General features: G+C 62.5%; 27 protein-coding genes and 1 tRNA gene. 12 read left to right on the top strand and 16 right to left on the bottom strand.

Going from position 1 to position 23086, the window contains the following annotated elements:
* Positions 1-22: 22 nt before the first annotated feature.
* Positions 23-904, bottom strand: a complete 882-nt coding sequence (locus tag EOW68_RS14540) for a PhzF family phenazine biosynthesis protein (protein ID WP_128225886.1) — start codon at positions 902-904, stop codon at positions 23-25.
* Positions 905-1026: 122 nt separating this feature from the next.
* Here EOW68_RS14540 and EOW68_RS14535 point away from each other — a divergent pair, with 122 nt between their 5' ends.
* Together EOW68_RS14535 and EOW68_RS14530 are read left to right on the top strand one after the other, a co-directional pair.
* On the top strand, positions 1027-1686 hold the full coding sequence (locus EOW68_RS14535) for a DUF6517 family protein (RefSeq protein WP_128225885.1): 660 nt from the start codon (positions 1027-1029) through the stop codon (positions 1684-1686).
* Between the two features lie 66 nt (positions 1687-1752).
* Positions 1753-2298: a PAS domain-containing protein gene (locus EOW68_RS14530; RefSeq protein ID WP_128225884.1), complete on the top strand. Its 546-nt coding sequence runs from the start codon at positions 1753-1755 to the stop codon at positions 2296-2298.
* Between the two features lie 24 nt (positions 2299-2322).
* Here the strand turns inward: EOW68_RS14530 and EOW68_RS14525 are convergent, their stop codons facing one another.
* The gene (locus EOW68_RS14525) at positions 2323-2892 is read right to left on the bottom strand and encodes an acyltransferase (RefSeq protein ID WP_431358953.1); all 570 of its coding nucleotides are present in this window, start codon (positions 2890-2892) and stop codon (positions 2323-2325) included.
* Positions 2893-3042: 150 nt separating this feature from the next.
* Positions 3043-3558 carry a transcriptional regulator FilR1 domain-containing protein gene (locus EOW68_RS14520; RefSeq protein WP_128225883.1) on the bottom strand — a complete coding sequence of 172 codons (516 nt, stop codon included), beginning with the start codon at positions 3556-3558 and terminating at the stop codon, positions 3043-3045.
* 163 nt (positions 3559-3721) lie between these two features.
* Between EOW68_RS14520 and EOW68_RS14515 the strand changes: the two genes are divergently transcribed.
* Positions 3722-3967: a hypothetical protein gene (locus EOW68_RS14515; RefSeq protein ID WP_128225882.1), complete on the top strand. Its 246-nt coding sequence runs from the start codon at positions 3722-3724 to the stop codon at positions 3965-3967.
* On the opposite strand, the gene EOW68_RS14510 is transcribed toward EOW68_RS14515, so the two are convergent.
* Both EOW68_RS14510 and EOW68_RS14505 read right to left on the bottom strand, forming a co-directional pair.
* Positions 3962-4198: a hypothetical protein gene (locus EOW68_RS14510; RefSeq protein WP_128225881.1), complete on the bottom strand. Its 237-nt coding sequence runs from the start codon at positions 4196-4198 to the stop codon at positions 3962-3964. The genes EOW68_RS14515 and EOW68_RS14510 overlap by 6 nt on opposite strands.
* A 39-nt stretch (positions 4199-4237) precedes the next feature.
* A complete protein-coding gene (locus EOW68_RS14505; protein WP_128225880.1) occupies positions 4238-4429 on the bottom strand; it encodes a hypothetical protein in 192 nt (63 codons plus the stop codon).
* Between the two features lie 74 nt (positions 4430-4503).
* Between EOW68_RS14505 and EOW68_RS14500 the strand changes: the two genes are divergently transcribed.
* The gene (locus EOW68_RS14500; RefSeq protein ID WP_431358952.1) at positions 4504-4788 is read left to right on the top strand and encodes a DUF6199 family natural product biosynthesis protein; all 285 of its coding nucleotides are present in this window, start codon (positions 4504-4506) and stop codon (positions 4786-4788) included.
* Between the two features lie 110 nt (positions 4789-4898).
* Here the strand turns inward: EOW68_RS14500 and EOW68_RS14495 are convergent.
* From EOW68_RS14495 to EOW68_RS18875, 3 genes are all read right to left on the bottom strand, one after another.
* Positions 4899-5003, bottom strand: a tRNA-Arg gene (locus tag EOW68_RS14495).
* Between the two features lie 211 nt (positions 5004-5214).
* Positions 5215-6297, bottom strand: a complete 1083-nt coding sequence (locus tag EOW68_RS14490) for a DUF373 family protein (protein ID WP_128225879.1) — start codon at positions 6295-6297, stop codon at positions 5215-5217.
* Positions 6298-6523: 226 nt separating this feature from the next.
* Positions 6524-6670 (bottom strand): DUF8555 family protein, encoded by a 147-nt coding sequence (locus tag EOW68_RS18875; RefSeq protein ID WP_431358951.1) that lies wholly within the window; start codon positions 6668-6670, stop codon positions 6524-6526.
* A 101-nt stretch (positions 6671-6771) separates the two neighbouring features.
* On the opposite strand from EOW68_RS18875, the gene EOW68_RS14485 reads away from it, so the two are divergent.
* Positions 6772-7482 carry a DUF7117 family protein gene (locus EOW68_RS14485; protein WP_128225878.1) on the top strand — a complete coding sequence of 237 codons (711 nt, stop codon included), beginning with the start codon at positions 6772-6774 and terminating at the stop codon, positions 7480-7482.
* 42 nt (positions 7483-7524) lie between these two features.
* Positions 7525-7959, top strand: a complete 435-nt coding sequence (locus EOW68_RS14480) for an acyltransferase (RefSeq protein ID WP_128225877.1) — start codon at positions 7525-7527, stop codon at positions 7957-7959.
* An 18-nt stretch (positions 7960-7977) separates the two neighbouring features.
* Here the strand turns inward: EOW68_RS14480 and EOW68_RS14475 are convergent, their stop codons facing one another.
* Entirely contained in the window at positions 7978-8871 is an 894-nt protein-coding gene (locus EOW68_RS14475; protein ID WP_128225876.1) for a bifunctional methylenetetrahydrofolate dehydrogenase/methenyltetrahydrofolate cyclohydrolase, read from the bottom strand.
* Positions 8872-9027: 156 nt separating this feature from the next.
* Between EOW68_RS14475 and EOW68_RS14470 the strand changes: the two genes are divergently transcribed.
* Positions 9028-12114, top strand: coding sequence for a GAF domain-containing protein (locus EOW68_RS14470; protein WP_128225875.1), 3087 nt, complete (start codon positions 9028-9030; stop codon positions 12112-12114).
* Positions 12115-12570: 456 nt separating this feature from the next.
* Here EOW68_RS14470 and glyA read toward each other — a convergent pair whose 3' ends face one another.
* From glyA to EOW68_RS18870, 3 genes are all read right to left on the bottom strand, one after another.
* On the bottom strand, positions 12571-13818 hold the full coding sequence (gene glyA, locus EOW68_RS14465; protein WP_128225874.1) for a serine hydroxymethyltransferase: 1248 nt from the start codon (positions 13816-13818) through the stop codon (positions 12571-12573).
* Between the two features lie 131 nt (positions 13819-13949).
* Entirely contained in the window at positions 13950-14726 is a 777-nt protein-coding gene (locus EOW68_RS14460; protein WP_128225873.1) for a DUF7089 family protein, read from the bottom strand.
* Positions 14726-14818, bottom strand: coding sequence for a hypothetical protein (locus tag EOW68_RS18870; RefSeq protein WP_431358950.1), 93 nt, complete (start codon positions 14816-14818; stop codon positions 14726-14728). The genes EOW68_RS14460 and EOW68_RS18870 overlap by 1 nt, the downstream gene beginning before the upstream one ends.
* 127 nt (positions 14819-14945) lie before the next feature.
* Between EOW68_RS18870 and EOW68_RS14455 the strand changes: the two genes are divergently transcribed.
* Both EOW68_RS14455 and EOW68_RS14450 read left to right on the top strand, forming a co-directional pair.
* The gene (locus EOW68_RS14455; RefSeq protein WP_128225898.1) at positions 14946-16463 is read left to right on the top strand and encodes a glutamate-cysteine ligase family protein; all 1518 of its coding nucleotides are present in this window, start codon (positions 14946-14948) and stop codon (positions 16461-16463) included.
* Positions 16464-16535: 72 nt separating this feature from the next.
* A complete protein-coding gene (locus tag EOW68_RS14450) occupies positions 16536-17618 on the top strand; it encodes a pyridoxal-phosphate dependent enzyme (RefSeq protein ID WP_128225872.1) in 1083 nt (360 codons plus the stop codon).
* A gap of 11 nt (positions 17619-17629) precedes the next feature.
* On the opposite strand, the gene EOW68_RS14445 is transcribed toward EOW68_RS14450, so the two are convergent.
* The 4 genes from EOW68_RS14445 to EOW68_RS14430 all read right to left on the bottom strand — a co-directional run bounded on the left by EOW68_RS14445 (position 17630) and on the right by EOW68_RS14430 (position 19196).
* The gene (locus EOW68_RS14445) at positions 17630-18064 is read right to left on the bottom strand and encodes a DUF7346 family protein (RefSeq protein ID WP_128225871.1); all 435 of its coding nucleotides are present in this window, start codon (positions 18062-18064) and stop codon (positions 17630-17632) included.
* Positions 18061-18492, bottom strand: a complete 432-nt coding sequence (locus tag EOW68_RS14440; protein WP_128225870.1) for a DUF7322 domain-containing protein — start codon at positions 18490-18492, stop codon at positions 18061-18063. Before EOW68_RS14440 ends, EOW68_RS14445 begins: the two co-directional genes overlap by 4 nt.
* 54 nt (positions 18493-18546) lie before the next feature.
* Positions 18547-18726, bottom strand: a complete 180-nt coding sequence (locus EOW68_RS14435) for a DUF7331 family protein (protein ID WP_128225897.1) — start codon at positions 18724-18726, stop codon at positions 18547-18549.
* Positions 18727-18803: 77 nt separating this feature from the next.
* Complete coding sequence (locus tag EOW68_RS14430) at positions 18804-19196, bottom strand: hypothetical protein (RefSeq protein WP_128225869.1); 393 nt, start codon at positions 19194-19196, stop codon at positions 18804-18806.
* An 87-nt stretch (positions 19197-19283) separates the two neighbouring features.
* Between EOW68_RS14430 and EOW68_RS14425 the strand changes: the two genes are divergently transcribed.
* The 3 genes from EOW68_RS14425 to EOW68_RS14415 all read left to right on the top strand — a co-directional run bounded on the left by EOW68_RS14425 (position 19284) and on the right by EOW68_RS14415 (position 23085).
* On the top strand, positions 19284-20606 hold the full coding sequence (locus EOW68_RS14425; RefSeq protein ID WP_128225868.1) for a YihY/virulence factor BrkB family protein: 1323 nt from the start codon (positions 19284-19286) through the stop codon (positions 20604-20606).
* Positions 20607-20779: 173 nt separating this feature from the next.
* Positions 20780-21538, top strand: a complete 759-nt coding sequence (locus EOW68_RS14420) for a hypothetical protein (protein WP_128225867.1) — start codon at positions 20780-20782, stop codon at positions 21536-21538.
* A 329-nt stretch (positions 21539-21867) separates the two neighbouring features.
* Positions 21868-23085 (top strand): argininosuccinate synthase, encoded by a 1218-nt coding sequence (locus EOW68_RS14415; protein WP_128225866.1) that lies wholly within the window; start codon positions 21868-21870, stop codon positions 23083-23085.
* The last annotated feature ends 1 nt before the right edge of the window (position 23086 follow it).

Below are 23086 nucleotides of genomic sequence, written 5' to 3'. Positions count from 1 at the left end.
CGAAGACGCAGCAGTCGACCGCTCAGAGCAACTCGCCACGCGCGACGGGAACGACACTCCCACCGACCTCGACGTCGATTTCCCCCGAGACAGCCCGGTCTGCTTCGAGATAAAGTAACGATGGGCGTCCCATCTCGTAGCCCTGCTCGACGCGAACGTCGACGGTACTCGACCCGAAATACTCGTGGTGGGAGAGATAGCCAGCCAGACAGCCGTTGGCGGAGCCAGTCGCGGGATCTTCGGGCACGCCGTAGTAGGGTGCGAACATGCGGGCCGCGACGTCGTGGTCGGCCTCGCGCGGGTCCGCACAGAAGGCGTGGACGAGCTTCGCCTCGCGGTCTCCGACGAGGTCGTCGTACGCCTGCCGGTCGAGATCGATCGTTTCGAGCGCCCCGCGGTCGACCAGCGGGACGACGATCGCAGGCAGACCGGTCGAGACGGCCTGGACAGGATAGGTAGAGGCGATCTGGCCGGGATCGAGTCCGAGCACGCGTGCGGCCTCTTCGGGGGCGATCTGGTCGCCGAACTCGGGGTCGTTCTGTTTCATCCAGAGCGTCTCCCGGCCGTCGCGCTCGCGGACGTCGACCGGGATCTGGCCCACCGGGAGGTCGAGTGTGACCGACGCCGGCTGGCCGTCGGCGAGCTGATCGCGGATCACCGCCGCGGTGCCGAGTGTCGGATGGCCGGCGAAGGGGAGCTCTTCGGTCGGCGTGAAAATCCGAACCGGCCACCCGCCTCCCGCTGGCTCGCCAGTAACGAAGGTTGTCTCCGAGTAATCGATTTCGGCTGCAATCGCCTGCATCTCTTCGGTAGTGAGGTCTGTGGCGTCGGTGACGACACCGAGCTGGTTACCGGCGTACTTCTGACGGGCGAACACGTCGACGATGGCGAACCGACGGGACATGGCTGCAATGTCGGATGATATGTAAAAAAGCGTGCGGGTAGTATGTGACCGTTCGGCATGAGATTGGGTCTACGGCTGGCACAAGGGCTATGTCGCTGTTCGCCATCAGTTGTGGTAGGAGAGTGACATCACGTCGGGCCTATCTCGCGGCTGTCGGTGCGGTGTCTGGAGTGGCGAGTCTCGCCGGCTGCCTCGATATCATCGGCGGTGGGCCGGCCACCTTCGAGGCCAGTCCCTCGCGGGTTAGCCAGCCTGTTCTCGACGAGACAGGCTACAGCTTCGACGGGCTCACCGAAGAGGTCACCGAGGAGGAGTTCAGCGCCGGCGGGCAGAGCCGGACAGTGGAGGTAACGAACAAACTCACGACCTACGATCGAACCGTCAACCTCGGCCCGCTCGGCGAACGGGTCGGTGCAATCTTCGCCGCCGTGACGACACCACAGGTCACCGTGCTCGGCCGGGAGTTCAACCCGGTCGAAAAGATGTCGACGACGGAGCTCGCGACGATGATCCAGGACCAGTTTCTGGGTATCGAGAACCTCCAGCAAGAGGACGAACGCTCGGTCACGATCGACGGCGAGCAGACGACAGCGACGAAATTCAGAGCCGACGCAGGCTACGACGGGAGTCCGATCAAACTCAATCTGTACGTCAGCGAAGCCACCGAGATGGGAGGCGACTTTCTGGTGACTGTCGGCGTCTATCCGGAGCTCCTGTTTGGCGAGGGTGGGCGCATTCGCTCACTGATGCAGGGAGTCGAACCCGGGGCGCCCGAGGAGTGAGGTCCCAGCAATCCGGGACAACAGAGGTATGTGTCGATTGTCCCAATAGTCGCCAACACGATACTGATGGCTGACAGAGATGCGATTACCGACACACTCCAGGCTGGTCTGACGGTGTTTCGAACAGAAGCCGTCGACCTCTCCGACAGCGCGCCAGACCGACTCGACCGAGCAGACGAGCCGGCAGCGTTCGACGGCCCCGAAGAATTCGCAGGATTCGAGACACTCGATGCATACGAGCAGGAACTCGTCTGGCGGCTGTGGATCCTCGACGACGCGCCGTTCGGACTCGCACTCTCCGGACCGGCGTTCCAGGACAATCCGATCATCTACGCCAACCGGACGTTCCGGGAGATGACTGGCTACTCGTTGTCGGAGGTCCGTGGCGAGAATCTCCGACTGCTCCAGGGGCCGGCAACCGAAGACGCCCCCGTGGCGGATCTGCGCGAGGCGATCGATATCTGGGAGGCCGTGACTGTCGAACTGCAAAACTACCGGAAAGACGGCACCCAGTTCAGAAACCGTGTCTCGCTCCTCCCGATCGACGGTCCTTCGGGAACCATTTCGAACTGGATCGGCGTGCAGGAGGTTGTAGACTCCCCACGAGAGTGAGATTTTCCGCGTCGACGAGCGGCGTTATTTGAATTTGCCCGCAACTTTGAGCCGCTCGTAGTGTTCCCTGTCTCGTCGCTTGAACACTCTCGCCGGATGCCCACCAGCGATCGCCCTCGCAGGGATGTCGTCGACGACGACAGATCCTGCCTGGATTATCGCACCCTCACCAATCGTCACCCCCGGAAGGACGGTAACGTTGATACCGAACCACACGTTGTCTTCGATGATCACTTCGTCGACGACGAAGCTATCGTCGTAGGGGATTGCCTCGCCATAGTCGTAGTTGTGGGTTGCAGTGATAATCTCACAGCCATCTCCGGCGTGGAAGTTATCGCCGATCGTGACTGGACCTTCCCTCCGAATATTTAGCCCGTGGAAATGGGCGCCCTTCCCGATTTTCGTCTTCGCGTTGACGTGGGTTTCGCCATCGACGTACAGACCAGGGCCAACAGTCTCGGCAGTCTCCTGTATCCTGTGCCTGTAGTATTCGTTTTCTGCATACTTGCGGTAGTCAGTAATCGTACCGACGACCGAATCCAGAATTCCCGACTCCTGTAGTACCCGCATAACGATGTTGCTAATGCGGACCATCATTTAATTTTAGGTTGGCTCGACTAAATATTTTCCACTAATCTGTTGTAACTCGGTTGCCTGATAAAGTCCATTTGCGTTTCGGTCTGTTCAGCGGGCTGTCTGCACCCACCATGGGAGACGAGACACAGCCTCCCGTCACCAGATCAGTCAGTCGAACAACATCTCCGAGGCGTCGCGGTAGCGCTCACAGGTTTCGACGGCCCACTCACGGACCGCCGGTGCGTCGGTAACCATCGCGGCGGCGAGGCCCCTGTCATCGAACAGTCCGACCAGCGCGCGTTCGTCGACGAGCAACACCCCGACCGGCGAGTCGCCCTCGTGTGCGTAGAGGTCTACATCGCGTTCTTCGAGGATCGAGCGTGCAGCCAGTCGCGTCGGGCCGGTGAGCTGCTCGCGTGCCTGCCCGGTGACGACAATCCGCGCCGTCAGGTCCGTCTCGCGGTCGCGAAGCGCACCGAGCAGTGACTGGTCGAGTCGTGGCACGACGCCCACCAAGGCATCCGCGCCCGCAAGAATATCCGGCACGCGGTCGGTCGGCATCGGCGGCGTCTCTCGTCCAAAGAGGGTCGTCTCCCCACCCAGCGACCCCAGATCGGTGTCGGTCGCGTTCGCGACGATCCGGGCGAGTACAGCCGCCGCCTCTCCAACGTCGTCGGAACTCATCGACTGCTGGTACGGAGGCGAGTCTCTTGAGGCTGGGGTGTCAGACCTGGTCCGTACCAGTTCTGTAATCCTCACCGCGCCAGCACGGACGGGTGATTCTGGAGAGTAACGTGCGGATAGAGTTGCCAGTGAGACACCCCTGGGTGCTGGTGATCAGAGGGTTGTGGCCGTGATCGTCGGTGACATCGTGGCGGTGATACTCGATGTAGTCTTCGAGATACGCAGCTGCTTTCTGGCCGATCCGGTTCCACCGAGTTCCGTTCTGTTTGTTCTTGAGTGGGGTGCCGGTTTCCGGTCAGTGATCGAACTGGACCGCCGGCCCGGAGACGCAGGGGTGGGAGCCATCGAGATCGAGATCTTCGAGGTCGAGCGCTCGGATTGCGCCAGTCCGTGCGCCAGTTCATCATAGCAGCATCAGAGTGATGTGGTCACGGGAGCCGGGTTGCGCGCCTTCCAGGTAGTCGAGAATTTCGATAACCCGTTCGGGTCTCAGCGTAGAATCAGATACGTCATCCCCGTTGGTCATATTCGGCAGGTGGATCTGTTCGGCGAGATCTTCCGGTACAGCGTCGATGTTCGCTGCAAAGTGGAGGAAACTGCGGAGTGTTCCGAGCTGGCTTTTGAGCGTGACCAGTTTCACGGGTTCGCGGCCGTCGCCCTGGCCTTCAGGTCGCCAGATTCAGTATCTGTAAAGTTCCCGACAGGAGATTGTGGTCAGATCTTCGATTCCTTCTTGGTCCCAGAACTGGAGGAAGGTATTGAGTCTGTGTCGCGAACTCTTGAGGGTGGCTTCCGTGTGTTCGCCTTTCTTCGAGTCGAGATACATCCCGACAGCCTCGGTCGGGGAGATCGAGGCGTAGTTGGCGGTCATGAGTTCTCCCTCCGATCAGTTCCCGGCTCTACACAGCGATTTCTCTCGTCCATGACGACATCATCGCGGCTGGGATGAGCGACATCGGCTGCTGGCCTGTGGCGCTGTTCCACAAAGACTATCATGCCTCCCATTTGGGATCCAATATGGAACCTGAATTGGCCCTCATCATGTTGGTTTTTGGTTTCCCTAGTGCGATCTGGCCGTACAAGATCGCACGGTTCGAAGAGCGACTTGACGGAATTGGGAGCAGACGATCGTGGTCCGAAATTGAACCTGCGGAGTGGAAAGTGGGGCTCACTCGAGTGATCGGGATTGGAATGACGATTATCGGTGCCTTTGGCATGTTTGCCGGGTGACAGCAATCGATAAATATAGCTCATGCACACATCACCCAGGAACCAATTTCTCCCTCGACATCCCTGGGTCAAATCCCCTGCATGCCGGTTCGCCCCCAGTGGTCGGTGCACGGGCACGGTGGGATTTGAACCCACGACCGTCGGATGTCTTCCCCCATCACTGTCGTCACGGGGATAGAAGTCCGACGCTCTGGTCCGGACTGAGCTACGTGCCCTCACCCGTCGTTGCAGCGGCCGGTTCATATCCATTTTGGGTTGTGGTCAATAGTGGCTAGTTCTGGAAGGTCGGCCGTGTGGGTTTAGAACAGCAAGAAAGCCCCCGGTCGCTTTCTTGTTGTTTCGAGTGGGGATCTCCGATTAGTCTCCACAGGCTTTCTTGCTATTCATAACCGCAAAAAGCCAATCCCATCATCGTACTCATCCTCCTCAGATCGTCCCGGCCTTCTCCTCGGCCCAGGACTCGGCCACGGCGAACGAGAGCGTACTCGCGAGTCCGAGCAGGGTTCCAGCCGTCAACATAAATGCCAGATACTCGAGCGCGGCCTCGCCGAGGAAAAAGGCACTCAAGCCGTGCAGAACAGCTGCAATCGCGACCACGTAGAACGGAGCGTTGAGATACCGCCAGTGGAACTCGCCGGAGATGTACTCGTCAGTCACACGCCCCAGACTACTCGTGACGCCCGCGGCAGCGAACCACTGGATCGAGCCAAACAACACCGCCGCGATCACTTCGAACGCGTCGAGACCGCCCTGGGTGGCCCGGACCTCCTCTAGAGTGTTGAGACCGCTGACGCCACCGACCAGCAGCAGCGCCGCGGCGACGACCGATGTGATCAGTGTGAGTCGGCCGGTAAACAGTGCCGTCCGGAGTCGCTCGACAGTACGATCGACCCACTCGACGACACCCAGCCCACGCGCGAGGATATACAGTCCGAGCATCCCCGAGACGATCCCGAAGACAGTGCCCGGGAGTTCGAGCAAGTTCGCGACGATCGTGAGTGGGTAGATCAAAAGCAAGATCCCCAGTGGGACCAGCAGCGTCCCGCGCGTTTCGGGGTCGTCGAGCACCTGCTTGATCGTGTAGTACATCGACTCCAGATCCTGGGACTGGCGGACCACGACGCGGCGGACGCTGTCGATCTGGATCCGGGAGCGGATCACCGGAATCACCGACTCGTCCTGTGCGCCGTCCGTGACGACGATCGCGCGGATCGTCTCGCTCGTCGAAATCTCCGCCAGCACACGGTCGACCTCCTCGCCGACTTTCCGGTTCGCTTCGATCTCCCGGCCGTCGATACCGGTGACTGCGGCGACCTCGACAGTCTCGTCTTCGATCTCCTCGGCGATGTGGATCCCCTCGAAGAGGACGTTGACGTCGCTGTCCTCGGGGTCGGCCGTCGCGAGCGCAACCGCAGCGTCCTTGACTGCCTCGCGGCCGACCACTGGTGTCTCCATCCCGGTCTTCCGACCGAGATCGTCGTCCAGGTCGACACACAGCACCAGCAGCATATGAATCAGTTTGGTAGCTCCCTTTATCTGTCTTCGGGGAGCGTGTAAACGGATGACAGCGTAGAGAGCAGGTGCTATCTGGCGTACGAAAACGGAAAGCAAAATGCCCGCCGGAAAAATGGCAGGCATTTGCCGCCCTGAATTGGTCCCCGCTGACGCTTCGGCCCTCCAGACGAAGCGTCACTAGGAACAATCAGTTAGAGGAGTATAAATGTAATGGCCTCGGTCACATATGCTCCTCTTCGAGTACCCACCCAATCGCACGCTTGTAGTAAGTGAACATCTGTCTCACACCCTCGTGGCTCATCTCCTCGGACTCTAACTGCTCGCTGAGAAATTCGTACTGTTCTCGAATCTCCGATTCGTCGCGCATAGCTGTGTGTGGGACAGGCACACACCAAAGTATTTCGCTGACAGCAGTACGACCACAGTCCAGACGACCGAATATATGTGGCCGGCAACCCAAGACCAGATATGGATATTCGCGGCGAACGGGAGTGTGCGGACTGCGGCCAGCGGTGGTCGTACTACGAGACGGGAGAGATCAGTTGCCCGGAGTGTGGGAGCACTCAGAGTGTCGGTGTCGGCGAACGGAAAACACACACTGCGGGTACTGCGTCCCTCGATCTCACAGCAATCAAAGGAGCGATCGACGACGAGCCACTCGAAATGCTCGCAGAACAGGCGAGCGACCAGTGCAGAGCGTACATCAAGACGGTCGGATTTATTCACGCGGACGAACTACAGCCACTCTCCGAGGAGTATCTCGCAGCCTGCGAACTCCGTCGGGTCGGCGCGACCCTGAGCCGAGTGATGCAGATCGACGACAGCGAGGAGCTGTACTTCCTCGAACTCCTCCGGGGTGCAGACACAGGGGACCGACCGGGGCCCGATGCAGTCCCGGCGGGTCTTCACCCCGAGCGCGGGCTGGCCGTCGCCGCAGCGACGAACGCCTACCTGAGCGACCTCCGGCAGTTCCTCGACGACCGGGAGCAAAGCGTCGACAGCGTGCTCTCGGCGATCACCGCCCACCGCAAGCGGGTCGAAGCCTTAGATGGGGACGTCGATCCCAGAGAGGCCGAACAGCTCGTCCGGGCGATTCGAGATCTCGGGACCTACCTGCGCGAGGACGACGAGACCGCGCTGGCGCGCGCACTGGATCGACTCGACACCGAACAGCTCTGACCACCGGGAAAGTTACTTTTCGCAGACGACAGAAACCAGCGTATGGCTATCGACGAGACCGCGAACATCGAGAACTCGCAACTCGCCGCGGTCGAGATCCGGGAGTACGTGACGATCCACGATTCGACAATCGGGGACGACGCACAGATCTACGAGCGCACCTCGATCAAGAAATCCACCGTCGGCGACGCTGTCGATATCAACGCGAACTGCTACGTCGAGAACGCGGAGATCGGTGACCGCGTCCAGATCGGCCCGAACGCCAGCGTCGTCGGCGTGACACACGCCCTCACCGACGAGGGGATCGAACACCGGAACGACCAGTTCGAGACAGTCAGTATCGGCGAGGGTGCCTTTCTCGGGGCCGGCGCTGTCGTCCTGCCGGGCGTGGAAATCGGGACGAACGCCGTCGTCGGCGCGAACGTGACCGTGACGGACGATGTGACAGCGAATACAGTGTATCGAGGAAACGAGTAGTAAGAAAAAACAGCGCGTCTACGGCAGGTCGACGTCGAGGTCGTTCTGCAGCCCGGTCGCTTTGACGGTGTTGTACAGAAGCATCGCGCGGGTCATCGGTCCGACACCGCCGGGAACGGGCGTGATCGCGCTGGCTTTCGCCGCCGCGCTCTCGTAGTCCACGTCGCCGACGAGTTCGTACCCCTTCTCGGTGTCCGCATCGACACGGTTGATCCCCACGTCGATCACGACGACACCCGCCGAGAGCATCGAGCCATCGATGAACTCCGGGATGCCCGCTGCAGCGACGAGAATGTCGGCCTGGCGGGTCTTTGCGGCCAGATCGTCAGTCCGAGAGTGACAGACCGTCGTGGTGGCGTTGCCGCCGGGCGCTTTCTGGATGAACAGGTTCGCCATCGGTTTGCCGACGATCCGTGACCGGCCGACCACGACTGCGTCTTTCCCCTCGGTGTCGACGTCGGTTGCTGCCAGAAGTTTCTGGATGCCGTGGGGCGTGCAGGGTTTGTACTGCGGGTAGCCCGCGACGAGTCGGCCGACGTTCGTCGGGTGGAACCCATCGACGTCTTTCTCGGGGTCGATCCGTTCGAGCACCTCCCGGTAGTCGATGTGGTCCGGAACCGGGGACTGGACGAGAATACCGTTGACGTCGTCGTCGGCGTTCAGTTCGTCGATGACGTCGAACAGCGCCTCGGCCGGTTCGTCGAGATCGAGTTCGATATCGCGTGCGTTGATCCCGAGTTCCTCGCAGTCGTTCTGTTTCATCGAGACGTACGTCTCGCTGGCTGGATCGGGGCTCATCAGCACTGTCGCGAGTGTCGGTCGCTCACCCGCGTCGGCGAGCGAGTCCACCGTGGACTGTAGCTCGGCCCGGATATCCGCCGCCACCGCCTCACCGTCAATCTGCTCGGTCATGTCCGGAGAGGGGAGGGGACAAGTCTTGAACGTCCCGGATTCGGACCGGTAGGAACAAAATAACAGGCTTATGTAGCTGGACCACGACTAGTTAGTAAGAAATCAGGACTGGGCTGGCCGCAGGGACCCTGCCCAGCGAAGGGGTGTCCACGCAGTATGTACGCATCGCCAGAGACCGCCGATATTCTCTACATCACCGACCAGCAGCTGGACCCGCGGTCTGTCGACGAGCAGGTGGGACTCGACGCCGCCGTGGGTGCCATCCAGAGTGATATCGAGACCATCACGACGATACTGCCCGGCTCGACAGCCGACACGCTGCTCGTCGGCTCGGATATCGAGCCGGAGCGGAGTCTGGAACTCCTGGACGTGCTGGCTGGACTGGACAGTGCGGTCGGTGTCGTCGTCTTCGTCGGTGGCCGCGACGCGGCCTTTACCGAAGCAGTGCTGGAGATCGGATCGTTCGAGCTCGTCGACGCCACGGTCGCCGAGACGTCGCCGGCGGTCCTCGAACAGCGCCTCGACAGTGCTCGGTCGGCGAGCGGTGACGCCGAGCCGTCAGTTGCGAGGGAGGGGCCCAGTCAAGAGAGAACGCACAACCATCCCCTCGAAGCCGAGCGCGAACTGATCGAGCAGGTCCTCGAGACGAGCCCGGTCGGGATCATCGCGATCGATCCCTGCCTGACGATTACCCGGGCCAACCGACGGGCAGCCGATATTCTCGGCATTCCCGACAGGGAGATCGAGGGGAGACGGTACGGTACCGACAAAATCGGGCTGTACGGGACCGATGGGGAGAAGTTAGACGAGAATACCGACCCTGTCAGAACAGTTCTCGAAGACGGCGAGCGCATCACGGACCGAAAGCTGGTCGTCGAGCAGTCCCCCGGCGACCGACGGACGATCGCTGTCGATGGGGCACCGCTGATCGATGACGGCGAGATCCAGCGGGCGATCCTCACCGTCGAGGACGTCACCGTGAGTGTCGAGCGGGAGCGACGGCTGACCGAACAGCGCGACGAACTCGCCAAACTCGACCAGCTCAACCGGATCATCCGCGGTGTCGACGAGGCACTGCTCGGAGCGACGAACCGCGAGGAGATCGCGACGGCCGTCTGTGAACAGCTCGTGGCGTCGAACCGCTATCGGTTCGCAGTCGCACTGAAACCGCTCGGCGACGGCGAGTACGAGCCCGATAGCTGGGCCGGGCCGGCCGAGCGGTTCCTCGAGGCGACGTACCCGACGACTGACCGGACCCCCGCCAACTGTCCGGGACTGCGAGCCGTCACGACCGGCGACCCACAGCGAATCCAGAATCTGGCGACACCAGCCGATTTCGCGCCAGCTCCGTGGCACGATGCTGCCCTGGCAGCGGGTGTCCAGTCGATGATCGCGGTTCCAGTTACCTACGAAGGACAGAACTACGGCATCATCAGCGTCTACGCACCGGTCGCCGATACAGTCACGGAGCGGGAACTCGATGTGCTCGGCGAACTCGGCGAGACTGTCGGTTACGCCATCGCCGCAATCGAACGCCGCGAGCGCGAGCAGATCCTGACATCGCTGTACGAGACGACACAGAATCTGCTGGCAGCCGACACCGAGAGGGAGATCACCGAGACCGTCGTCGCGGTCGCGAGCGAGGTCCTCGACGCGCCGGGCGTCGGGATCTGTCTGTTCGACGACGAGGAGAACACACTCGAGTTCGTCTCGGCAACCGACGAGTTGATCGAGTACTACGGTGGAGTGACGGCGTTCGGACCCGGCGAGGAGAACTCGGCGACGTGGCAGGCCTACGCCACCGGCGAACAGCAGTTTTTCCAGGATATCCGGCGGTCGGACCACGTCGTGAACCCGGAGACTGCGGCCCGGAGTACACTCCTCGTTCCGCTCGGAGAGCACGGCGTCTTCGTCGTCGCCTCGTCCGACACGGACGTTTTCAGCGAGAAGCGCCGCCAGCTGATCGGGCTGCTCGCGGCGACGACGGAGGCCGCGCTGGATCGGGTCGCAGGCCGGGCCGATCTCCGCAGACGGGACCGCAAACTCGCCGAACAGAACCAGCAGATCGAGCAGCTCGAATCGTTGCTGTCGATGCTGCACGGGATCGACCAGCTTCTGGGTTCGGCCAACACGAGAGCCGAAGTCGAGACGGGCGTCTGCAAACAGCTTCAGAAGGGTGGATACGCGTTCGCCTGGATCGGCCGGCACAGGCCAGCGAAACGGCGCGTCGAGCCGACCGCCTGGGCCAGCAACGAGGACGGCTATCTCGATGCCGTCTCGCTGGACAGCGCCGCTGTCGAACCGACCGTACAGGCAGCGACGACCGGCAGTCCCGTCCTCATTACGGACGTCACAGATCACCTCCGGGAGACAGAGTGGGCACGACAGGCTGCCGACCGCGATATCCAGTCTGTCTTCGCGGTCCCGCTCGTCCACGGCGAGACGAACTACGGCGTGCTGGGCGTGTACGCGACCATGCCCGGCGCGTTCGACGAGCGCACCCGGTCGGTCCTGACCCGGATCGCAGAGACGACAGCCTACGCGATCAACACGATCGAAACGAGCCAGGGCGTCCTCGCAGAACAACTCACCGAACTCGAACTGTCGATTGCCGACCCGGGGACGTTCCTCAACGCTGTCGCCAGACGGGCCGGCCAGCCGGTGACCTACCGGAAGATCACACCCCAGCCAGACGGCCGGTCCCGCGTCCTGTTCTCGCTTTCCTCGGTGTCTGTCGACGATATCCTCAGACTCGAAGCGGAGTTCATCTCCGTGGAGTCGCTGTCGGCAGTCGAACGCGGCGGCGAGTATCTCTTCCGGGCGACACTCTCCAGCCAGACGGTCGCGGCGACGCTGCTGGACTGCGGGGGGATCCCGTCGGAGGTAGTCGCAACCGTCGAGGAGACCACGGCGGTCGTCAGGCTCGCCGGCGAGATCGACGTCCGGCTCTTTCTCGACCGCGTTATCGAGCAGTTCCCCGGGACAGAGCTCGTCTCGCGCCAGAGCGTCGAACGGAGCAGACTCGCCGACGGGGCGCTGTTCGCAGCGATCGACGAGGAGTTGACCGAACGCCAGCGCGAGACACTGATGACGGCCTACGAGAGCGGCTTCTTCGAGTCACCGCGGGATACGACCGGGGAACAGCTGGCGGAGCTGCTGGATCTCTCCCAGCCGACGATGACACACCACCTCCGGGAGGCACAGCGGCGCCTGTTCGCGACGTTGTTCGAAGACGAACCGTAACGGCTGCCGGGCTATCTAGATATTTAGCCCCTATTCGGTGTCTATCTTTACATGTTAGTAGATATGCCTATCCCTACCCTTACCCAAGCATATGTTGGCGGTGGTGGTGACGGTCCGCCAACCGTTGCAATCCGATGGCTGGGCCGATTGTCAGAGGCACACAGTTCCCGGGTGGCGGTCTCACACTCGCGTGGACACTCCCCTTCCCCCCGCCCGCGGGAACACTCCGGCCCGGACATCCCCCCCTGGGTGTCCGGCCACAATTCCATCGGCATTTAACTTTCCCCTTTTCATACTGCCGGCTGTAAGAAACTGAAGAATTGCGCCACCCCGGGGTAGCGCATATCTTTACGAATTTACAGCCGGCAGTATCAGAACACTGGAAGCGAACGCTATCGGGCTACACAGTACGTACAGCGGCCTCTGCTGCTGATAGCGAGTCGAAAAAACGCAGTGTTACTCGTAGAGGGTATACTCGTCGGTGAGCGCGTCGATCTCGTCTGCGACCTCGGCTTTGACAGATTCGTCGTCGTGGTTGTCGACGACGCGGGAGATCAGATCGGCGACCTCGCGTGTCGCTGGCTCGTCGAAGCCACGCGTCGTCAGCCCGGGCGTACCGGCACGGATGCCGGACGGATTAAACGCCGAACGCGTCTCGCCGGGAACGGTGTTGGCGTTGAGGACGATCCCAACCTCTTCGAGCGCCTTTTCGGCTTCCTTGCCAGTCGTCTCCGGATGTGACTCGCGCAGATCGACCAGTACGAGATGGTTGTCAGTGCCGCCAGAAACCAGGGAGAAGCCGTGTTCTTCGAGTCGCTCGCCGAGTGCTTTCGCGTTGTCGACGACCTGCTGGGCGTAGGCCTCGAACTCGGGTTCGAGTGCCTCCTTGAAGCCGACGGCCTTGCCGGCGACGTTGTGCATCAGCGGGCCACCCTGGCTGCCGGGGAAGACGGCCGGATCGATGTCGTCGGCGTACTCCTCGTCGCACATGATGATGCCACCGCGGCCCGACCGGATCGTCTTGTGTGTGCTGCCGGTGACGAAGTCGGCGATGCCGACGGGTGAGGAGTGGACACCGGCGGCGACGAGCCCCGTCGTGTGGGCGATATCGGCGAGGTGGTAGGCGTCGACATCGTCGGCGACGTCCTGGATCTCCTCGAACTCGATGTCGCGTGGGTACGCGGAGTACCCCGAGACGATGATGTCGGGGTCGAACTCCTCGGCGGTCTCGCGCAGTCCATCGTAGTCGATGTAGCCCGTCTCCTCGTCGACCTGGTACTGTTCGACGTCGTAGGTCTTCCCGGTGAAATTTGCGGGGTGGCCGTGTGAGAGGTGGCCGCCGTGTTCGAGTTCCATCGAGAGAATCTTGTCGCCAGGATCGAGGACGGCGAGGTAGACGCCCATGTTCGCCTGCGTGCCCGAGTGGGGCTGGACGTTGACGTGCTCTGCGCCCCACAGCTCTTTGGCGCGGTCGATCGCGAGTTGTTCGACCGTATCGGCGTTTTCACAGCCCGCGTAGTAGCGTTCGCCGGGGTAGCCCTCGGCGTACTTGTTGGTTAGCTCGGAGCTCTGTGCTTCCAGCACCGCCTCGCTGACATGGTTCTCGCTCGCGATCATCGCCAGCGTGTCGTTCTGTCGGTCGCGTTCGGCGGCCAGTGCATCGGCCACGGCCGGGTCGACATCCCGTACCGTCTCGTAGCTCATACGGTATCTGGGGAATCGGAGGGTAATAATCTACCTTTCTCGCCCGAGCGTGATGGGACGTAGCGCACAGCTACCGTTTGCGTATACGTTGTCTGACTGTGTAAACGCCGACTGGCCAGTATCACTCCGACCTAGTCGAGCGTCTCGACGGTTCGCTCGGCCCACTCGATCGCGTACTCGGGGCCGTGGTCGAGGTACGCTTCAGCATCGAGTGCGCTGAAGGGTGCAGGAATCTCGCCAGCGTGTTTGATCGCGCTGCAGGCCAGTTCCGCGGCCTCGGGGAAGGAGAGTTCGCCGCGAGCCATCGCGCCCGCGAGATTATCGAGACGCGGTTCCAGCCGCTGGCCGGCATCGAGCCAGGCGTTGAAGAGGTCACCCTCCCACTCCGCGAACACGTCACGGCTCTGCAAGCCGAGATAGGCGTCGTAGCAGGCGACTGCGAGCTGGTAGGTTTCGACGGGGCCGAGTGCCTCCCGCGTCACGTCTGCGAACTCGGGGTAGCGCTCGCCGAAAAAGCCCAGGAAGTGTTCCGGTTCGTCCAGTCCAACTTCGACGAGTGCTTCGGCGATCAGGAAGTCACCGAAGGAGTCGGGCGTTCCGTCGAGGCGGGGCTTGCAGAAGACGACCGGTGGGTCGGTCTGGCGGGTCCAGACGACGCTGCCGTCGCCGGGCATCCCGATCGTCAGATCGGAGCTGGCGTACTGCTTGAGCACCGACGGCGCGTCCGGTGGGAGCCACTCCTCGGGGTAGGTGGCGGGAACCAGTCGGTCGGTCAACAGGCCGAGCTCTTCGGCCTGTGGCCCGGGAATGGTCTCGAAGTCGGACTGGCAGTCGAGTACCAGCGTGTCGGGCGCGTTCCGCTCGCGGACGGATTCGACAGCCGGTGTGAGTTCGCGTTCGGAGAACATCAGGCCACGAGGACGAGATTGGCGACCATGATGATACCGACGAGCAGCGAGATACCGATCGTGCCGAGAACGATTTTGGTGGCGTGGCTCATGTGTCACAGTATCACGAGCGAGAGTAAAAAGGCACAGATTTCTCGGCGTCCGGGCAGCGAGTGTGAGCTGTTCGCACCGACGATCGTAAACACGAGTTTCAAGAGCGTGGGTGTCAAACCGGAGGGCATGTCGGCTTCGGAACTCGTGGCGGCGGTGCGAAAACTCCTGGACGTCGATAGCGAGGACTTCGAGTCGAAGGCCCGTGCGGAGGCCGAACAGCTCAAAGAGGAGGTCAAGGCGGGCACCTTCGACAACTCCGAAGCGCTCGTCGGCCTCGAGATCGAACTCTACGCCGTCGATTCGCGGACTGACGCGTTGCGCCGGATGCCCAGACAGCTGCTCGGCCTGATCGGCTTCGAGAAAGAACTCGGTCTCCACAACGCGGAGATGCAGACCACGCCGCTACCGCTGACGAGTTACGGTCTCGATGCGCAAGAAAAAGAAATTCAGGCACACATCGCGCCTGCCCAGGAGAAGACGAACGCGGAGAAGATCCAGCTCGTCGCCGACGGCATCTGGACGGTGCCGCCGACGGGCGAGACCGCCGCCGCGTATCTGACTGACTCGGTCGAGGAAGACGGGGTCCGGATCGCGACCAACATGTCGGATGCAGTCCGTTATCACACGATGGCGAACACGGACTACCCCTCCGCCTGCAAACTCGACGCGCCTCACGTCTCGCTCGACGCCGAGACGGTGATGCCGGAGAGTCTCATCACCTCGATCCAACCACACTACCAGGTGTCCCACGCACCGGATCTGCCGATCTATTTCCAGTACGCACTCCGTGTCGCCGCGCCGCTGCTCGCACTCGGCGTCAACTCACCTTTCTTCCCGCCAGATCTGTACGACGACGCGCCGGACGACGAGATCGTCGCCAACGCGGAGATGGAAAACCGGGTCAACATCTTCGAGTCCGTGCTCAACCCGCCCGGCGACGCGCCGGAGGAACCGAAGGTCCGCTTTCCGCCGGAGTTCGAGACCATCGAGGAAACCATCGACGACATCGCATCGGATACCTGCATCATTCCGCGAGAGGTCGAGGAGACCGACCGGTTCGACGACTCCTTCCGGCATCTGCGGCACAAACACGGCAGCTACTGGCGGTGGGTCCGACCGGTGTTCGACGGCTCCTCCCGCTCTGCTGCCAACGCCCGCATCGAGTTCCGCCCGCTACCCGCACAGCCGACCGTGCGTGACTGTGTCGCCTTCGAAGCCGTCTTCGCCGGGCTGATGGAGAGCCTGACCCGCCGGGAGCATCCCGTCCGGAATCTCGACTGGGAGCAGGCCGAAGAAAACTTCTACGCGGCCGCGAGCGACGGCCTCCAGGCCGATCTCACCTGGATCACGACCGACGGCGAGGAGACGACGGCGGTCGACGAGATCTGTGGCGAGTGCTTCGAGTACGCCCGCGACGGGCTGGAGTTGCGCGGCCTGTCGACTGACGAGGCGCGCCGGTACATCCGCCCGCTGCGTGAACGGCTGGACCGGCGGACGACACCCGCCCGCTGGAAACACGACCACGTCAAACGGAGTATCAGGGACAACGTCCCGCTCGGGGAGGCGATCTGGGGAATGCAGGCCGAGTACATCCGCAACCAGCGCGAGACGCTCGTCGAGGGCTGCTTTACAGACTGGCTGTGACTGGTGGTGGACAGAGGCAAAAGCCACAGAGTGACCGATAGCTACACGGCGACGACGCCCCACCGATGATGCATGTACCGCTGTTCGTCCTGTGGCCGTAGCTACACCGAATCGGCCGATTCGCCCTGGCGATGTGCCTGTGGCCACGCACTGGATTTTGCCGAGCGACCGACTCCGCCAGCGACGCCGCCGGAACTCGACCGCGACGCCGGACTGTGGGCCTTCGAGGAGTTGCTCGCAGTCGATCGACAGGTCACGCTCGGCGAGGGCTGGACACCACTGGTCGAGGCCCCCGACCGGGACGCCGAGTACAAACTCGACTGGCTGTTCCCGACGGGGAGTTTCAAGGATCGCGGCGCGACGGCGACGATCTCCCAGGCACTCGAACTCGGGGTCGACCGCGTCGTCGAGGACTCCTCGGGGAACGCCGGCGCGGCCATCGCAACCTACGCCGCGCGTGCGGGCATCGACGCCGAGATTTTCGTCCCGGCGAGCGCAAAACCCGGAAAGCTACGGGCGATCGAGCGAACGGGCGCGACCGTCCGAAAGATCGAGGGGTCGCGACAGGACGTGACCGACGCCTGTATCGCGGCCGTCGAGGGCGACGAGACGGACGCCTGGTACGCCAGTCACGCCTGGAACCCGGCCTTCTTCGAGGGGACGGCGACAATGGCCTGCGAGATTGGGGCCCAGCGAGGGTGGACCGCACCGGATGTCCTCGTCACGCCGCTGGGCCACGGGACGCTCTTTCTCGGTGCCTCCCGCGGCTTTTCGCGGCTGAAAGAAGCCGGCTGGATCGAGGAGATGCCACGGCTCTACGGCATCCAGGCGGCGGGTTCGGCACCGATCGCCGCTGCCCGACACGGTAGCGACAGGTCCACAGAAAAGAACGACCTCGCCGACGGAATCCAGATTCAGAAACCTGCTCGCAGAGAGCAACTCCTCACCGCAATCGAGCAGACTGGCGGCGACGCGATCGCGGTCGGTGCCGACCGAACCGAAGAAGTCTACGATCAACTCCACCGCCAGGGGCTGTACACCGAACCGACCTGTGCGGTCGCGCCGGCGGGACTCGACGTACTCCGTGATCGCGGCGAGATCGCCCCTGGCGAGGATGTCGTCGTCGCGCTGACTGGCTCCGGACTGAAAACCTGAGCCGTCCGTGCTTACTCCCGGCGCCGGAGGTGGGCAAGCGCCCGCGCTCCAGCAGCAGTCGTCTCGTAGCCGCGTTCGCCGACGACTTTCGTCTCCGAGATGAGCCGTGCAGCCTGTAGCTCGCCGAGCAGGCCGTGAAGATCACTCTCACAGAAATCGTACTCGGAGAGCAGCGTCCGGACGGCCATCGGCCCCTCGGCGTCGATTTCGAGCAGGAGCGCAAGCGCACGCTCGTCGTGGACTGCCGTCACGAGCGTCGCGACCTCGTCGGGCACCGCATCGAGTACTGTCGAGACAGCCGATTCGTCGTCGAGTACCTCGATCTCCTCGTTCGGGAGATGGTGGCGCTCGCCGGTTTCCGGATCGCGCACGAGACTCGAATCGCCAGACTGCTTGAGCAGGAGATACCGATTGCCGTCCCCATCGCGGACTGGGCGGCGGCTCACGACTGCTCACCTGCTGTCTCGGCCGACTCCTCGCCAGTATCGAACTCGCCGGCCTCCAGTCGGGCTTTCCCGTCCCGATAGCGGTAGACCGCGTACACCGAGAGAACGGCCCCGAAGGCGAGTAGCTGACCCCCGATCGTGGGATTCTCGCCGAAGACGACGAACAGCGCGCCGAGCGTGACTGCCAGCAGTGCGAACTTGATCGCGAAGACGAGTTTCCAGAACAGTTTCTGGAGTTCCGGATCGACGTCACCGAACTCACTGATATCGCTCCCGTCCGGCTCACCCATCTCCGCCGGTTTCGGTGCCTCCGGTATCTCTACCTCTGGTCTGGATGGTTCCGTGTCGAAGCGCTCTTCACCCGCTCGACTTGCCTCGTCGTCGGGTTCGAACACTTCGTCGGGGTCGGTATCGAACCGGTCGCTCACACGCTGGGTAGGGTATCGAGCGCAAAATCGGTTCGGATTGTGGACCGTCGAAAACTACCGCATCTCGGATAACTCGACGGCGTTATCCGCTTCGACCCACGCAAGTGGATGCTCTGTATCGTAGAGGACTACGTCACCCGCTGTTTCGTAGACGCCTGTCGCCTCCAGTCGTCCGTCGCCTGCCGTACTATCGCTCGTACTTCGTCCGGTCTGCGTGTTCGTCTGGTCCTCCATGCCTCTATGCTGTGGCATGGGACAGCGTGGCATATACTTTTGGGCCGTGTCAAATACTTCCATACAGCAGCCAGCTGTCAGTTCTCCGACCTGAACGGTCGCGAGAGCAGAGTCGCGACGTACAGATACAGCGGGCGCAGGAAGTAGTTCACCATGCCGACGAGGCCGGCAAGCCCGCCGAGTGCCCGCAGTTCGCCGGACGAGGCGCCGAGGAACGCGAGTGTGATCGCCGAGCCGACCGCTGCGCCGATCCAGCAATCACGACCGTACAGTCCGAGATCGTAGCCGACGACTGTGGGAAGTGTCGCCAGTCGCTCCCGGAGTAGTCCGAGAGCGCCGGCGAAGGAGGCGAGCGCGGCAGCGAGTGGAACCGTCGCACCGGATCCCAGCAGGGCCGGGAGGATGAGTGTCGCACTCGCGAACAGCAACACCCAGGTGAACCGGCGCGAGCGGCGTCGCCAGTGGTCCATACTCCGAATAACAGCCGGCGGTCCCTAATCGCTGTCGGACGAGTACTGGTACCACCCTATTTGTGTCGATCAATCGAACAGTCCTGTGTGACTCGCGAGACTCTCACCGGTGATCTGCGGCGGCTCGTCGAGGTTGTGCAGACACGGCAGCTCCCCTTTCTGGCGGCTGCGATCGCCTACTACGCCTTCCTCTCGGTGGTTCCGCTGTTGATCGTCGGACTGACGGTCGCGACGGCGGTGGCCGGAGATGCGATCGCAGAACAGCTGCTGGCGGCAGTCGACGACTTTCTCACGCCCGAGGCGGCGAGTATTCTGGAGGGGACACTCGTCGGTGGGGAAGGTCGTGGCAGTGTCACCACGGCCGGACTGCTCGTTTTGCTGTGGGGTGGGCTGCGCGTCTTCCGCGGGTTGGATATCGCCTTCTCGACGATCTACGGTGCGACGATCCCGAAGTCGCTCCCCAAACAGCTCCGTGACGCCGTCCTCGTTCTCGTCGGGATCGCGCTCGCGATCACTGCGACAGTGGTGATCAGTGCGGTCATCACGCTGTTGCCGATCCCACTCGCGGGCGTCGGCGGTCCGGTCGGCTTACTCGTCGTGTTGACAGCCGTCTTCTACCCGCTGTATTACGTGTTCCCGGCAGTCGTGGTTACTCCGCGCGAGGCGGTTCCGGGTGCGGTGTTCGCGAGTGTCGGCTGGACGGTGCTCGGAACGGTGTTCGGGATCTACACCGCCAACGCCGGCTCGATCGAACTGTACGGCGTCCTCGGCGGGGTCTTGCTGTTGCTCGTCTGGTTTTATTTCGGCGGGTTGATCCTGCTCGTGGGGGCGGCGATCAACGTCGTTCGAAGCGAACGCGTCGGAGACCGGCAACTACAACAGGGACCGCTACGACGCGCTAGTCAACGAGCGAGTATGAGCGAAGCTGATGGGCCCACTGACGAGGAACCGGCCGATGATCCGTCCGACGACACCAGCAGTGAGACGACTGGCGACGCCGACGGACCGACGGGGACGCGCGACCCCGACGTGAGCGCTCGCATCACCCAGGAAGATATCGACGAGTTACGACGGGAACTCGACGAGATGGAGGAGTACATCGAAGATCGGACAGTCGACCGCGACGAGTTCGAGAGCGAACTCAAAGGCGATCTGAAACGGTACGTCCGCAGCAAAACCCGTCGGGGGAAGGCAACTGGCTGGGGACCGTATCTCGTCTTGCTGTACGGGACGGTGATGACACTCGGCGCGTTCGTCTACCTGAGCAACGGCTGGGCAATTCTGGCGATGCTCGTCATCTGGCTGTCGACGCTCGGCCTCTATACACTGATGGTCATCGTCGGCGCGACGGTCAAAGGCGCAGGCATCCCCTTCCGGATCATCAACAAACTCCGGAACCTCCGCGGGTGAGTTCGATCCCGGATCGGAACCTCGTATATAATCGTTTCCACGATTTAGACTGTCCAGCAGTGATATGTCTGAAAACCGCAGGACGTGACGGCCATAAATTCGGATTGAATCGGCACGATCCGGCTTGAGGATCGACCATTTATATACGGATATAGCACCAACAGAGAGATAGAATGAGACAGACGACAGTACTCGGTGCACTGGTGGTGGCGGCAGTGTTGCTCGTTGCAGCCCCGGCAGCTGGGCTCGCAGCAGACAACGCTTCGACCGCGCTGCAGCAAGCCGACTCGGCAAACGAGACGGCCCCTGGCGAGCAACTCTCCGGTGTCGTCGGTGTCAGTGAAGCAGAGATGGAGGGAGATCTCGACAGGCGGGCGTTCGGGCTCCAGATCGCGAATGCCTCGACACAGCAGGCACAGGCTGACGTCGTCGCCGAGCGAGTGACCGACGTCGACCAGCGACTCGACGAACTCGAAGACCGGAAGGAAAAACTCGACCGCCAGCGAGACGCTGGCGAGATCAGCGACGGGAAGTACAGCGCACAGATGGCGCGACTGGCAGCCGAGACCGAGACGGTCAAAGACCTGAGCAACCAGTCCGCACAGGTCGCGGGTGAACTGCCAGCCGACATACTCGAAGACCGCGGCGTCAACGCGACGAAAATCCAGCAACTCTCCGAGCGCGCGGGCGAACTCTCCGGCCCCGAGGTTGCGGAGATAGCCAGGGGAATCGCCGGCGACCGTATCGGTGAAACACCAGGTGGCGACCGACCGATCGACGTCCCGGATCGACCGGAACGACCCGGCGACCGGCCCGGAAACGACCGGCCAGGCGACGGGCAAAACATGGATGAGAGTCCAGACGACGAATCGACTGACGACGATCAGCCGGATAGAAACCAGACTGGGAACGGGCAGTCCGATCGCCCGTGAGCGAGACCGAGTGAGACTGCCAGTGTTTTGATTCTACTCCGCCACATTCGGTACGAGCGGCGCTTTTTTACCGTGTCACTGGCTGTCGAAGGCGGTCAGTCTCGGAAGATATTAGTACACGCCTGCAAGACCGTACATCTACATGAAACGGACTCTGCAAGTCGCGGGACACACCGTCGACACCGCCGGGTCCGTCAGACCGCCTGCTTTTCGGCGACGGCGGGGCCGTTAGGCCCACATACTACTCCATTCCGACCGAACCCACAGTTCAGTAACCGCCCACCGTCGGGTACTGGGGCGGCGACCGTTCACCCGACACATCACAATCCATGCCAGAAGACACAAACCGCGTTGCACTCGCCTTCTCCGGCGGGCTCGATACGACAGTCTGTGTACCGCTGCTCAAAGAAGAATACGGCTACGACGAGGTTATCGGCGTCACCGTCGACGTCGGCCAGCCAGCCAAGGAGTTCGACGAAGCCGAAGAGACGGCCGAAGCGCTCGACGTCAAGAACTTCGTCGTCGACGCACGCGAGGATTTCGCCGATCTCTGTCTGCGCTCGGTCAAAGCGAACGCGACCTACCAGGGCTACCCCCTCGGGACCGCACTCGCCCGCCCGGTGATCGCAAACGCGATTCTCGACGTGGCCCGCGAACAGGACTGCACGGCACTCGCCCACGGCTGTACGGGCAAGGGAAACGACCAGCTCCGGTTCGAGGCCGTCTGGCGTAACTCCGAGATGGAGGTCATCGCGCCGGTCCGCGAACTCGGCCTGACCCGCGAGTGGGAAAGCGAGTACGCCGCAGAACGTGGCCTCCCCGTCGAGGGTGGTTCGGAAGGCCGGTACAGCATCGACACGAACCTCTGGAGCCGCTCGATCGAGGGCTCCGAACTCGAAAACCCGGCGACGATCCCGGAAGACGACATCTACGACTGGACGCAGAACCCGAGCGGCAAGACGGCAGAACTCGTCGAGATCGAGTTCGAGCACGGCGAGCCAGTCTCGCTCGATGGCGAGGCGATCGAGCCGGTCGAACTGATCGAGACACTCAACGAGCGCGCCGGCGCACACGGCGTCGGGCGGACCGACATGATGGAAGACCGCATGCTCGGGCTGAAGGTCCGCGAGAACTACGAACACCCCGCGGCGACAGTCCTCCTGACTGCCCACGAGGCGCTCGAACAGCTCGTCCTGACACAGGAAGAACGCCAGTTCAAGAAACAGATCGACCAGCAGTGGGCCCAGAAAGGCTACCAGGGCCTCATCGACGCGCCGATCGTCGATGCCCTCGAAGGATTTATCGACTCGACCGGCGAGCGCGTCACTGGCTCCGTTACCGTGAAACTCGAAGGCGGCCACTGCCGACCGGTCGCCCGCGAGAGCGACTACGCAGTCTACAGCCAGTCGGCGGCCTCCTTCGACGAGGAGGACGTCACCGGCGGGATCACCCAGGAAGACGCGACCGGTGTCGCGAAGTACCACGGTTTCCAGTCCCGCCTCGCCAACCGCGCGATGGACAACGCACGCAAGAAGAACTCAGAGTAAG

It is taken from the genome of Halovenus amylolytica, assembly GCA_004015825.1.
Classification (GTDB): Archaea; Halobacteriota; Halobacteria; order Halobacteriales; family Haloarculaceae; genus Halovenus; species Halovenus amylolytica.
The sequence above is the reverse complement of the archived record's forward strand: the minus strand, read 5'-3'. Positions and strand labels throughout refer to the sequence as shown.